Source organism: Leisingera sp. MMG026 (genome assembly GCF_021654205.1).
In the GTDB taxonomy this organism is placed as follows: domain Bacteria; phylum Pseudomonadota; class Alphaproteobacteria; order Rhodobacterales; family Rhodobacteraceae; genus Leisingera.
In genome coordinates this window covers 60,253-72,846 of sequence record NZ_JAKFZM010000006.1, presented here as the reverse complement: position 1 = coordinate 72,846, position 12,594 = coordinate 60,253, and the positions used below count along the sequence as shown (strand labels likewise).

General features: G+C 62.3%; 11 protein-coding genes and 1 tRNA gene. 4 read left to right on the top strand and 8 right to left on the bottom strand.

The features are described from left to right. Nucleotides 1–71: 71 nt before the first annotated feature. Nucleotides 72–758 carry a rhomboid family intramembrane serine protease gene (locus L1069_RS04745; protein ID WP_129369507.1) on the bottom strand — a complete coding sequence of 229 codons (687 nt, stop codon included), beginning with the start codon at nucleotides 756–758 and terminating at the stop codon, nucleotides 72–74. A gap of 100 nt (nucleotides 759–858) precedes the next feature. Here L1069_RS04745 and trpS point away from each other — a divergent pair, with 100 nt between their 5' ends. Continuing rightward, nucleotides 859–1,887 carry a tryptophan--tRNA ligase gene (gene trpS / locus L1069_RS04740; RefSeq protein WP_129369506.1) on the top strand — a complete coding sequence of 343 codons (1,029 nt, stop codon included), beginning with the start codon at nucleotides 859–861 and terminating at the stop codon, nucleotides 1,885–1,887. A 67-nt stretch (nucleotides 1,888–1,954) separates the two neighbouring features. Here the strand turns inward: trpS and L1069_RS04735 are convergent, their stop codons facing one another. The 5 genes from L1069_RS04735 to paaG form a co-directional block, all read right to left on the bottom strand. After that, nucleotides 1,955–2,170: a hypothetical protein gene (locus L1069_RS04735; RefSeq protein ID WP_237454957.1), complete on the bottom strand. Its 216-nt coding sequence runs from the start codon at nucleotides 2,168–2,170 to the stop codon at nucleotides 1,955–1,957. Between the two features lie 103 nt (nucleotides 2,171–2,273). Next, complete coding sequence (locus tag L1069_RS04730) at nucleotides 2,274–2,870, bottom strand: TetR/AcrR family transcriptional regulator (protein ID WP_129369504.1); 597 nt, start codon at nucleotides 2,868–2,870, stop codon at nucleotides 2,274–2,276. 15 nt (nucleotides 2,871–2,885) lie between these two features. Then, nucleotides 2,886–4,196 carry a phenylacetate--CoA ligase PaaK gene (gene paaK / locus L1069_RS04725; protein ID WP_237454956.1) on the bottom strand — a complete coding sequence of 437 codons (1,311 nt, stop codon included), beginning with the start codon at nucleotides 4,194–4,196 and terminating at the stop codon, nucleotides 2,886–2,888. Nucleotides 4,197–4,211: 15 nt separating this feature from the next. Further along, on the bottom strand, nucleotides 4,212–4,637 hold the full coding sequence (paaI, locus tag L1069_RS04720; protein WP_129372811.1) for a hydroxyphenylacetyl-CoA thioesterase PaaI: 426 nt from the start codon (nucleotides 4,635–4,637) through the stop codon (nucleotides 4,212–4,214). Between the two features lie 2 nt (nucleotides 4,638–4,639). Next, complete coding sequence (gene paaG / locus L1069_RS04715; protein ID WP_237454955.1) at nucleotides 4,640–5,425, bottom strand: 2-(1,2-epoxy-1,2-dihydrophenyl)acetyl-CoA isomerase PaaG; 786 nt, start codon at nucleotides 5,423–5,425, stop codon at nucleotides 4,640–4,642. Nucleotides 5,426–5,551: 126 nt separating this feature from the next. Between paaG and paaZ the strand changes: the two genes are divergently transcribed. The 3 genes from paaZ to L1069_RS04700 all read left to right on the top strand — a co-directional run bounded on the left by paaZ (nucleotide 5,552) and on the right by L1069_RS04700 (nucleotide 8,744). Then, on the top strand, nucleotides 5,552–7,582 hold the full coding sequence (gene paaZ, locus L1069_RS04710; RefSeq protein ID WP_237454954.1) for a phenylacetic acid degradation bifunctional protein PaaZ: 2,031 nt from the start codon (nucleotides 5,552–5,554) through the stop codon (nucleotides 7,580–7,582). An 84-nt stretch (nucleotides 7,583–7,666) separates the two neighbouring features. After that, nucleotides 7,667–8,467, top strand: a complete 801-nt coding sequence (locus tag L1069_RS04705) for a PaaX family transcriptional regulator C-terminal domain-containing protein (protein ID WP_237454953.1) — start codon at nucleotides 7,667–7,669, stop codon at nucleotides 8,465–8,467. Between the two features lie 200 nt (nucleotides 8,468–8,667). Next, nucleotides 8,668–8,744, top strand: a tRNA-Met gene (locus tag L1069_RS04700). A 341-nt stretch (nucleotides 8,745–9,085) separates the two neighbouring features. On the opposite strand, the gene L1069_RS04695 is transcribed toward L1069_RS04700, so the two are convergent. Beyond that, nucleotides 9,086–10,069 (bottom strand): GlxA family transcriptional regulator, encoded by a 984-nt coding sequence (locus tag L1069_RS04695; RefSeq protein ID WP_164982668.1) that lies wholly within the window; start codon nucleotides 10,067–10,069, stop codon nucleotides 9,086–9,088. A gap of 22 nt (nucleotides 10,070–10,091) precedes the next feature. Next, nucleotides 10,092–12,566 carry an FAD-dependent oxidoreductase gene (locus tag L1069_RS04690; protein ID WP_237454952.1) on the bottom strand — a complete coding sequence of 825 codons (2,475 nt, stop codon included), beginning with the start codon at nucleotides 12,564–12,566 and terminating at the stop codon, nucleotides 10,092–10,094. Nucleotides 12,567–12,594: the final 28 nt, after the last annotated feature.

Below are 12,594 nucleotides of genomic sequence, written 5' to 3'. Positions count from 1 at the left end.
CAGGCCGGCCCCGGCCCAACGGCTGGAAATGCCCCGCCAGGGGCTTTGACAGCAGGCGGAAGCCCCCGGCGTCAATCGTGCCGGATGCGGTTGCGGATCCGCGCCCAGCCGCCCGGCGCCAGGAAGAACGACAGACCGAACCCGGTGGCAAAGCCTGCCAGATCCGCAACCCAGTCCTTCTGGCCGCCAAACAGCAGCCCGAACAGCAGCTGCGCCCCCATCAGAAAGGCAATCAGCGAGAACGCCCGGCTTTGCTGCGCCCCGACCAAAGCCAGCGAGCGCCACAACAGAAAGGTAAAGGCCCCGATCAGCCCGTAGACCGCCGGAAAGCCGCCGATCAAAGGCTGGCCGCCGCTGACCAGCAGCGCATAGCCCAGTGCGCCGCCGGCACCGGACAGCACAAAGATGATCACCATCGCCAGATCGCCCATCACCTCGCCCACCATCTTGCCCATCGCCAGCACAAAGACGCAGACAAACAGCGCATGGGTAAAAGCGCCATGCACAAAGATGTAAGAGACAAAACGCTTCAGATGCTCAGGCAGCCAGCGGCCGCTTTCCTGCATCCACCAGAAGATCTCGCTGGAAAACGCATAGGATTGGACTGCCTCCAGCCGCCAGCCGATGGCCTCAGGCCCGCCCAGGATTCCGCGGGCGCCAAGCGAGAACACCGCTTCGATCCCGATGATGATCAGCACTATCGCAACGACGGCTGCAGGCAGCGGGTTGACGGGTGCGGTGTTATTCGGGCTGCTCATTGAGTCTCCTTGCAGTGCAGAACCCTCTGCACCTGTTGACCTATCCAAGCCCCATGGGTAAGCCACCGGGGTCGCTATTTCCAGACGGGAGTTACGCTAGATGAGCGAAACCACATTCACCCCGCGCGTCTTTTCGGGGATTCAGCCCTCCGGCAACCTGCACCTGGGCAACTACCTTGGTGCCCTGAAGCGGTTCGTCGACTGGCAGGCCAAGGATGTGGAGTCCATCTATTGCATGGTGGACCTGCATGCGATCACTGTCTGGCAAGACCCCAAGGACCTGATGAAATCCACCCGCGAGCTTTGCGCAGGTTTCATCGCCGCTGGCCTGGATCCGGAAAAATCCATCCTGATCAATCAGTCCCAGGTGCCCGAACACGCGCAGCTGGCCTGGATTTTCAACTGCGTCGCCCGCATGGGCTGGATGCAGCGGATGACCCAGTTCAAGGACAAGGCCGGCAAGAACGCCCAGAACGCCTCGCTTGGGTTGTTCGCCTATCCGGCGCTGATGGCAGCTGATATTCTGACCTACCACGCCACCCATGTGCCGGTGGGCGAGGATCAGAAACAGCATCTGGAGCTGACCCGCGACATCGCCGCCAAGTTCAACCATGACTATGGCGTCGATTTCTTCCCGATGACCGAACCGGTGATCGAGGGCGCCGCCACCCGTGTGATGAGCTTCCGCGACGGCTCCAAGAAAATGTCGAAATCTGACCCGTCGGATGCCAGCCGCATCAATATGACGGATGACGCCGACACCATCGCCAAGAAGATCCGCAAGGCCAAGACCGATCCGGAAGGGCTGCCGTCCGAAGCCAAGGGCCTGGAAGACCGCCCCGAGGCGCGCAATCTGGTGAACATCTATGCGGCGCTGAACGAGCAGACCGTGGATCAGGTGCTGGCGGATGTCGGCGGCAAGCAGTTCTCGGAATTCAAGCCGATGCTGGCGGATCTGGCAGTGTCGAAACTGGCGCCGATTTCGACCGAGATGGCGCGGCTGATGGGTGAACAGGACGAGATCGACCGCATTCTGACCCGCGGATCCGAGCGTGCGCGCGAAATCACCGCGCCGATCCTGCGCAAAACTTATGAAATCGTCGGTATGGTGCCGCCGGTCCAGATCTGACAAAACCGGTTACGCCATTGGCCTTGCACAAGGCTGGTGGCGTAGCCTTTGCTATCCCTGCGAGCGCCTATTCCGCGTCCGGGGACGGCCGGCGCCGGGAGATCAGCCCGTACTTCAGCGCAAAAGACCGCAGTGAAAATCTGCGGCCAAAGGATTTCAGCTGCGGGTGGCCCGATTGACGGTCGAATTCGTGGTTGTCGATCACCCGCTCGGCGCAGCCGCAGCCCTCGCCCAGCCCGACCTTCTTGTAGTAGAATTTTTCGAAACTTTCAGGGTTTGACATGCCGCCCTCCTATTGGGGCGATAGCTTAGCGCGAAGCGGCGCAAACGCAAAAGAAACTGTGCCGCCTGTTAGCTTCAAGCATTTGTGCAGGCCTGCGCGGGCGTCAAAGCCCTTTGACGCCATTCAAAACCAGATCTGCCGCCAGCCGCGCATAGTCATCACGTGCCTTCGCACCAGCACCGGAATTCCACATGTAGTACCAGTTCAGCATGCCGAAAACCGACATGGTGGCGCCGCGCAGCTTGGCCGTTTCGCCCGCAAACACCCCGGGTGCCACAGCCGCCAGCGCGTCGCTGACAAACTGCACCATTTCACGCTGATAGGCGCGCAGCAGCTTTTGCTGATCCTCGGGCAGCGCGCCCATGGCGCTGATCTGCACCTGATGCTCATGATCCGCGCCCTGATAGGCCAGCATGATTTCCGACACGATACGGCGCAGCCGGTCCTCGGGGCCAAGCCCCTCCAGCTCCGCCCCGCAGACCCGGTCGCGCAACTCGCATAGATAGGTATCAAGAAGGCCGAAGAGAACGGCATCCTTGCTGTCATAGTAGTGGTAGATATTCGCCTTGGAGATCCCGCATTCCCGCGCCAGCTGGGTCATTGACGCGCGGTCATAGCCTGCCTCCGCAAATACTTTGGCTGCGGATTTCAGGATCTGCACGCGTTTCTGATCATGGTCTTTTGCGATGGTGCGGGCCAAAACTCACTCCCCTGTTCAGGACTTGCCGCGGTTGTCGACGACACGCTTGGCCTTGCCCTGGCTGCGCTCGACCGATCCCGGGTCGCCTACAATGATCTCAGTGGAAACACCAACCATATCCTTGATCCGCTTGGTCAGCATCCGCGCCGCGGCGGTTTTGCTCAGCTCATCCGTGGCATCAGGATTGGCCTCCACATAGACCCGCATCGCATCCATCCGGCCGGATTTATACAGCTCGATCTGGTAATGCGGCGCCAGCCCGCCGGTGGCCATCAGCTGCTCCTCCACCTGGCTGGGAAAGACGTTGACGCCGCGCAGGATGATCATGTCGTCGCTGCGCCCGGTGATCTTCTCCATCCGCCGCATCGTGCGCGCAGTGCCCGGCAGCAGCCGCGTCAGGTCGCGGGTGCGGTAGCGCACCATCGGCAGGCCTTCCTTGGTCAGCGTGGTGAACACCAGCTCCCCCATCTCGCCGTCCGGCAGCACCTCGCCGGTCTGCGGATCAATGATTTCCGGCAGGAAGTGGTCCTCCCAGATCACCGGGCCGTCCTTGGTCTCGACGCATTCATTGGCCACCCCTGGCCCCATAATCTCGCTGAGCCCGTAGATATCGACCGCATGCATGTCGAAAGCCTGTTCAACCTCTTTGCGCATCGCATCTGTCCAGGGTTCGGCGCCGAAGATGCCGACCTTCAGCGAGCTTTCCCGCGGGTCCAAGCCAACCTTGTGGTACTGCTCCAGGATGTTGAGCATGTAGGAGGGCGTCACCATGATGCCATCGGGCTGGAAATCGGTGATCAGGCCAACCTGTTTTTCGGTTTGCCCGCCGGACATCGGCACCACGGTCGCGCCCAGGCGTTCGATCCCGTAATGGGCGCCCAGGCCGCCGGTGAACAGCCCGTAGCCATAGGCGTTGTGCACCATGTCGCCCTTGCGCAAACCAGCCGCGCGCAAAGACCGCGCCACCAGATCGGCCCAGTTGCTGATATCATTTGCCGTATAACCCACCACCGTCGGCTTGCCGGTGGTGCCAGAGGACGCGTGCAGGCGCATAATCTGTTCGCGCGGCACCGCAAACAGGCCAAAGGGGTAATTGTCGCGCAGGTCGTTTTTGTAGGTGAAGGGAAACTTGGCCAGATCCGGCAACTGCTGCAAGTCGTCCGGATGCACACCCGCCTCGTCGAACCGCTGCTTATACATCGGCACGTTGTCATAGGCGTGCCGCAGCGACCATTTCAGCCGTTCCAGCTGCAGAGCGCGGATTTCGTCGATTGAGGCGATCTCGATCGGATCCAGATCAGCCTTGTTGGGGGTCAGGTCTTTCATGGCATCCTCCACGCCTTATTCGTCGAACAACTGGCCTTTGACCGCCCGGGAAAAGCCCCGGAATTCGGCAATCTGCCGGCCGTCCTGATTGGTCACAGCCACATCATAAATGCCGCTGCGCCCGGTCAGGGAAATCTCGCGGGCCTTGGCAATCAGCCGATCACCCAGCCGTCCCGGCGCGGTGAAGCTGATCACGTTGTGCTGCGCCACGGTCGCCTGATTGCGGCTGTTGCAAGCAAAGGCAAAGGCGCTGTCGGCCAGCATAAACGTGACGCCGCCGTGGCAGATGCCATGGCCGTTGCAGTGATGCTGGGCGATGGTCAGCTCCAGCGTCGCCTCGCCCTCGTCCGCATGGGTGATCTCCATCCCCGCCCACTTGGATGCATGGTCGTCCGCCCACATGGCAGCTGCGGATTTTTCGGCGCGTTCCTTGGGGGTCATGGTCATTTCCCCATGAACGCGGGGGCGCGTTTTTCCAGGAAGCTGGCAACGCCCTCGGCATAATCCGCGCTCTCACCGCAGGTTTTCATCGCATCCGCTTCAATCTCCAACTGATCGGACAGCGTGTTGACTGCCGCAGCCTGAATGCACTGTTTGGTCAGGCCCAGCCCCAGCGTCGGGCCGTTGGCGAATTTCTCCGCCATTGCGCGGGCCTCGGCCATCAGTTCCTCATCCGGCAATGCCTTCCAGATCAGCCCCCAGTCCTCAGCCTTCTTGGCAGGCAAAGGTTCGGCGGTCAGCGCAAGCCCCTTGGCGCGCGCCTCGCCCAGCAGACGCGGCAAGTGCCAGCTGCCGCCGGTATCGGGGATCAGGCCAACCTTGGAGAATGACTGGATGAACTTGGCGCTTTCGCCAGCCAGAACCATATCGCAGGCCAGCGCCAGATTGGCCCCCGCCCCGGCCGCCACACCGTTCATCGCGCAGATCACCGGGAAGTTCAACTCGCGGATCAGCCGCACCAGCGGCGCGTAGAATTTGCGCACGGTCTGGCTCAGGTCCGGCGGCCCGTCCATCTTGCGCGGATCGCGGTCGCCCAGATCCTGCCCGGCGCAAAAGCCCCGCCCGGCGCCGGTCAGCAGCACCGAACGGGTACCGCCATCGCGCGCCGCCTCAAGCGCTGTGCGCAAAGCGTTGTGCATCTCTTCGTTAAAGCTGTTCAGCCGGTCCGGGCGGTTCAGGGTGATCTCCACCCAGGTCCCGTGATCCTCCACCAGAATTGTATCGCTCATCGCTCCCTCACCCTGTCAGCGGCGCATTTGACAAACTTCTTGCATAAACCGACCGGACGGTCAATATATCTCAGCATCGGATTCCACCAGCCGGCCCGGCGCCGGCCTGATGAAAAGGACAGCATCATGAGCCTTCTTGAGATTTCCAGCTTTGCAGCGGGTCAATGGGTCGCACCGGGCGCAGGTGCCCGCAACATCGCCAGCGCCATCACCGGCGAGGTCATGGCCACAGCCGGCAACGATGCGCTCGATGTGCAGGGAATGCTCGACTACGCCCGCAGCGTGGGCGGTGCAAACCTGCGCAAGCTGACCTTCCACGACCGCGCCCGGATGCTGAAGGCGCTGGCGGGTCATCTGAACCAGCACAAGCAGGCGCTGTATGATCTCAGCTTCAACACTGGCGCCACACAAAGCGATCACATGATCGATATCGACGGCGGCATCGGCACCATGTTTGTCTTCGCCTCCAAAGGCCGCCGCGAGATGCCGGATGGGCATGTCTATCTGGATGGCGAAGTAGAGCAGCTCAGCCGCAACGGCACCTTTCTGGGCCAGCACATCTGCACCCCGCTGCGCGGCGTTGCGGTGCATATCAACGCCTTCAACTTCCCGGTCTGGGGCATGCTGGAAAAACTCGCCCCGACCCTGCTGGCCGGCGTTCCGGCCATCGTGAAGCCCGCCACCAACAGCTGCTATGTAACAGAGCTGGCGGTGAAACTGATGCTCGACAGCGGCATTCTGCCCGAAGGCGCTCTGCAGCTGGTCTCCGGCGGCTTGGGCGACATGCTGGACCACCTGACGATGCAGGACGTGGTCAGCTTCACCGGCTCTGCCAATACCGCGCTGAAACTGCGCGCCAACCCGGTGATCCTGGAAAACTCCATTCGCTTCGTTGCCGAACAGGACAGCCTCAACGCCTCGATCCTTGGCCCCGACGCGGCCCCCGGCACGCCGGAGTTCGACCTCTTCGTCAAGGAAGTCAGCCGCGAGATGACTACCAAGGCGGGTCAGAAATGCACTGCCATCCGCCGCATCATCGCACCGCAGTCGCAGGTGGACGCGGTGATCGAAGCGCTCTCTGCCCGGCTCGCCAAGACCACAATCGGCGATCCCCGGCTGGAAACCACCCGCATGGGCGCGCTGGTCTCAAACAGCCAGAAACGCGACGTGCTGGAAAAGGCCGCGATCATCGGCCAGGAAGCCGAGCGCGTCTTTGGCGACCCGGAAAACTTCTCCGTTGACGGTGCCGACGCAGACAAAGGCGCCTTTGTGCCGCCGATGCTGTTCCACTGCGCCGGCCCGGACAATGCGAGCCGCGTGCACGACACCGAGGCCTTCGGCCCCGTCTCTACCATCATGGGCTACCGCGATCTGGACCACGCCATCGACCTTGCCAACCGCGGCCAGGGCTCGCTGGTGGCCTCAGTCATCACCCATGACCCGGCCGTCGCCCGCGAGGTTGCCATTGGTGCGGGCGCGTACCACGGCCGCCTCTATTTCAACAACCGCGACTCGATGAAGGAATCGACCGGCCATGGCTCCCCCCTGCCCCATATGGTGCACGGCGGTCCGGGCCGCGCCGGCGGCGGCGAGGAACTGGGCGGCGTGCGCGGCGTCAAACATTACATGCAGCGCACAGCGATACAGGGTTCCCCGGATATCCTGTCGGCGATCGGTGAGAAATGGGTCCCCGGCAGCGCTGAGGTCACAGGCCCCGCGCACCCCTTCACCCGCAAATTCGGCGAGCTGTCCATCGGCGAGACCCTGCACACCGCGCCGCGCACCGTGACGCTGGAGGATATCGAAACCTTCGCCCATTTCACCGGCGACACCTTTTATGCCCATATGGACGACGACGCCGCCAAGCGGAACCCGTTCTTCCCGGGCCGGGTGGCGCATGGCTACCTGCTGCTGTCCTTTGCCGCCGGCATGTTCGTGCAGCCTGACGAAGGCCCGGTTCTGGCCAATACCGGCCTGGATAACCTGCGCTTCATGAAGCCCATTTCCGCGGGCGAAAGCATCAAGGTCCGCCTGACCGTCAAAAAGAAGACCCCGCGCAATGAGGACTATGGCGAGGTGCGCTGGCACGTCACCCTGACCAATCAGGACGATGAAATCGCAGCAGAGTATGAGCTGCTGACGATGAACGCCTTCTGAACCTGCGCAAAAGTGGTAGGCAGCGGTAACGCTGCCGTGCGCCCGGGCTGGTCTAACCTGTCCGGGCGAACTATGTTTATCTCTATGAACGAACAGCAAAACCCCTGGTTTGACGCGACTGTCCAGCAATTGAATGATCCGCAGAACCAACGGGTCTGGTCGGTGATTGTTTCGCTGTTCGGCGATCTGGCACAGGAAAAGGGCGCCCGGATCAGCGGCAGCGCCCTGACCCGCATCATCACCCCGATGGGGATCAAGCCCGAAGCCATCCGTGTGGCGCTGCACCGGCTGCGCAAGGACGGCTGGATCGAAAGCGCCCGCGCAGGCCGGGCATCTATCCACTATCTGACCGAATACGGCCGCAACCAATCCGCCGCGGTGACGCCCCGGATTTACGGCCGCAGTGCCGCGGCGCCTGGCGACTGGCATGTGCTCATCGCCGAGGACGGCACCGGCCAAACCACCCTGGACGAGGTTCTGCTGCTGCCCAACTACGTGGCCGTGAACCGCACCACTGCCCTGGGGCATGGGCCGGTACCGCACAATCTGGATGACATGATGGCCGCAAAGGTCAGCAGCATCGCTGTTCCAGGCTGGCTGAAGGCACGGCTGTTTCCGCTGCCACTATGTGAAGCCTGCAAGGAATTGCAGCAGGATCTGAAACAAATCACCCCGCCGCCATCCCGGCTGTCTCCGGCTCAAACCGGCACTCTGCGCACCTTGATTGTGCACCGCTGGCGCCGCGTGGTTCTGCGCCATCCGGATTTACCGCCCTGCTTTCATCCTGCGGACTGGACAGGTGAAACCTGCCGCGCACTGGTGTTTGGCCTTCTGGACCAGCTGCCCTTGCCTGAACTGGCTGCCCTGGACACCCCGAGTGATTAAGGCCGCCCGGGCATGGCCTGCCAACTCCGGCCACGGCTGACCTTGCAGGCCAGAGACGCCAATCCCGCTCCCTACACAAGTGTTTGTTTTTAAAAAGCTTAATCATCCAGCCGGAAAAACCTCAACGGAATCTGCAATTCTTCCGCTTTTCTTCTTGACCCGACCGGCAGCATTCCGTAAATCGCCTCCACACAGCGAGCGGCGGAGTAGCTCAGTTGGTTAGAGCAGCGGAATCATAATCCGCGTGTCGGGGGTTCAAGTCCCTCCTCCGCTACCACCCTTCCCCAAGCATGAAGATCAAGCTCATCCATGCTTAGGAATGGGCCGCGCGTGCGCATTTTCTCTCAAGCTTTTGGCCTCACCCCACCCGGGTTTCTCCTTGCGTCACAGATGGCTGCGTTGGCCAAACCGCCCCCTCGGTTGGGCCGTATGGCGCTCCGCTTCGCCTTAATCAACGACTTGAAAACCAACGGAGAAGACCGCCTGTTCCACTGGCCGCAATGCCCGCGTCCGGCGGATCAACCCGGCCTCAGTGATCGCTGTCTCTGATCAAAAGAGGGACACCGCCCTATGCCTTGCCGGGCAAATCACCGGGGCCGGCAAGGCCCAGCCCAAGGGCTAAAACGGCCGTTCCTGATGCGGTGACTTGCCGAAATACCGGCGGTAAACTTTGGCAAAATGGGTCTGGCTGTTGAACCCCGACGCCAGTGCCACATCGATGATCCGCATGTTGGTCTGCAACAGCAGGCTGCGCGCATAATCCAGCCGCAGCCTTGTGTAATAGACCTTGGGTGTGGTCTGCAGGTACTTGGAGAACAGCCGCTCCAGCTGACGGACCGACAGGCCTACCAGATCGGAAATGCCGCCCGGTGTCAGTGGCTCCTCCAGGTTGCTGCGCATCAGGCTGAGCGCGGCAGCAAGTTTTTCATGCCGAACGCCAGTCCGGCCGTATTCGGAAACCGTCTGATCCTGATTGCCCTTGCGCGCCGAGGAACAGACCATCAGATCCGCCGCACCCGTTGCCACGGCCGCCCCGTGATGATCCGAGATCAAGTTCAGCATCATGTCGATGGTAGCAGTCCCGCCAGCGCAGGTGATCAGCTTGCCCTCCATGGTGAACAGCGAATTCTTCACCTCCACGTCCGGATGCGCCTCGGCAAGAACCGCCCGCAGCGCCCAGTGGGCCGAGACCTGGCGCCCTGCCAGCAGCCCCGAGCGCGCCAGCGCCAGCACACCGCCGCCCAGCGCACCCAGAGCTGCCCCCATGCGTTGCGCTTTGCGCAACCAGCCCAGCACCTTAAGCGATATCCCCGGCTCCTGCCCCTGGCCGCCGCAAACAAAAATCATGTCGCCGCGCACCAGATCCGGCAGGCCGCCGTCTACTGCCACGCCAAGGCCGTTAGGGGCGGTGACGGACAGGCCGTCTTCGCTGACCACGCGCCAGTCATAGCGCGCAGTCCCGTCATGCTGGTTTGCCGCCTCCAGCGCTGCCACCGCGCTGGACAGATCCAGCGGCGAGAAGGTGGGCAGCAGCAGGAAGATGCAGCGGCAGGCCGGAGCGGCCTGGGCCGCCTCGGGGAGCGTCCGCATGGGGTGGCTCATGATATCCGCTCCCTTGGTCCGGTCAGGCGCGCATATTGGCGCCGTTGGCGTCATAGATCGGCGCGCCCAGCACCTCGGCGTCATACATCTCGCCCAGGATCTCGACCTGCAGCCTGGTGCCCGCCGCCGCATGTTCCGCCGAGACATAGCCCATCGCCATCGACGTCTGCGCGTGATGCGCATAGCCGCCCGAGGAGATATAGCCCACCGCTTCGCCATCCTTCAGGATGGCCTCGTCATTGGAGACATCAATGCCGTCCACGTCGATGGTCATGGTGACCAGCTTGCGGTTTGGTCCGGCTTCCTTGGCGGCCAGCGCGGCTTCCTTGCCAACAAAACCCTTCTTCCAGTTGATGAAGACATCCATGCCGCTTTCCGCCGCGTCGAAGTCAGGACGGAAGTCCAGCGTCCAGACACCCCAGCCCTTCTCCAGACGCATCGACATCAGCGCCCGCGCCCCGTACCAGCGGTAGCCCAGATCGCTGCCCGCCTCCTCGATCGCCTCCGCCAGGCGCAGCAGATACTGCGGCTTGCAGTAAATCTCATAGCCCAGCTCGCCCGAAAAACTGATCCGGTTCAGGATCACCGGCACGCCGCCCACAAATGTCTGGCGCAGGTCGCGGAATTTCATTGCTTCGCCCGAGATATCCTCGCGGGTGATCCGCTGCAGCAGCTGCCGCGATTTCGGACCCGACAGCGCAATGCCGTGCCAGTCATCCGAGACATTCTGATAGCTCACATCCTCCGGCAGATCCTTCTCGAACCAGCGGCGGTGCGCCTCCTGCATGGCGCCGGAGCCGAACAGCATGAAGTGTTCCTCTGCCAGGCACGCCACGGTCAGATCGCCGTACAGCTTACCCTTGGGCGTCAGCATCGGTGTCAGCGTCAGCCGGCCCGGTTTCGGCACATAGCCCGCCAGCACCCGGTCCAGATAAGCCCGCGCACCCGGTCCCTTGAACTCATGCTTGGCAAAGTTGGCAACCTCGATGCCGCCCACTGCCTCGCGCACGGCTTTGACCTCGCGCGCCACATAATCGTGGCTGCGGTTGCGCTCGAATGTCGGCTCCTCATGCGCGTCTTCCGGCCCGTCGGCAAACCAAAGCGCGTTCTCCAGGCCAAAGCCCTGGCCCATCCGCGCGCCCTTGGCGACCAACCGGTCATAGAGCGCGGTGGTCTTCTGCATCCGCCCCTTGGGCAGCGTTTCATTCGGGAAGGTCATCACGAAACGGCGCTCGTAGTTCTCGGTCGATTTCACGGTGCCCCAGTCGGGGGTCGCAAAGTCGCCAAAACGCGCCACATCCATCGCCCAGACGTCAATCGACGGCTCGCCGTCGATCATCCACTCGGCCATGGTCAAACCAACGCCGCCGCCCTGGCAGAAGCCCGCCATCACGCCCACAGCACACCAGTAGTTCTTCATGCCCGGCACCGGGCCGATCATCGGGTTGCCGTCGGGGCCGAAGGTGAAGGGGCCGTTGATCATGTCCTTGATACCCGCCTCGCCAATCGCCGGGATCCGCTCAAACGACATTTCCAGCCGGTCGGCAATCCGGTCCAGATCCGGCTGCAGCAGCTCATGCCCGAAATCCCAGGGCGTGCCATCAACCTTCCAGGGTGTACCCTTCGGCTCATAGGTGCCCAGCAGCATCCCCTGGCGTTCCTGCCGGAAGTAGATGTTCGCCTCGTAATCAATACCGGCCGGCAGGCGGGTCGGGTGGTTTGCCACCGCGTCGATCTTGTCGGTGATCAGATAGTGGTGCTCCATCGGCTGCACCGGCAGGTTGATGCCCTGCATGTGGCCGACTTCACGCGCCCACAGCCCGCCGCAGTTCACGATATGCTCAGCATTGATCACCCCGCGCGGCGTCACCACGTCCCAGCTGCCATCGGGGCGCTGAGTGGTCGCGGTGGCTGGCGTATGGGTGAAATACTGCGCGCCGTGCACCTTGGCTGCCTTGGCAAAGGCATAGGTGGCGCCCGACGGGTCCAGATCGCCGTCCTGATCATCCCACAGGGCAGCATGGTAATGTTTCGGGTCGATCAGCGGATGGCGTTCGGCCACTTCCTTGGGGCTGATGAATTCCTGGTTCAACCCCATGTAACGCGCCTTGGAACGCTCGCGCTTCAGGTAATCATACCAGGTCTTGTTCGACGCCAGATAGAACCCGCCGGTGATGTGCAGGCCAACGGAATGGCCAGACAGTTCCTCAATCTCTTTATACAGATCAATGGTATAAGACTGCAGCCGCGAGATGTTCGGGTCCGACGAGATCGTATGGATCTGCCCCGCCGCGTGCCAGGAAGAGCCGGAGGTCAGTTCGTCCCGCTCCAGCAGCACCACGTCTTTCCAGCCGAACTTGGCCAGGTGGAACAGGATCGAGCAGCCAACAACACCGCCGCCGATGATCACCGCCTTGGCGTGGCTGGGCAGTTTCTTGTCGCCAGTGCTGTCCTCCTTGTGAATGTTGAGCGTCGATTGGGCAAAATTGTCTGACATGGGTTATGTCCTCAGGTCTGGGGCAAGC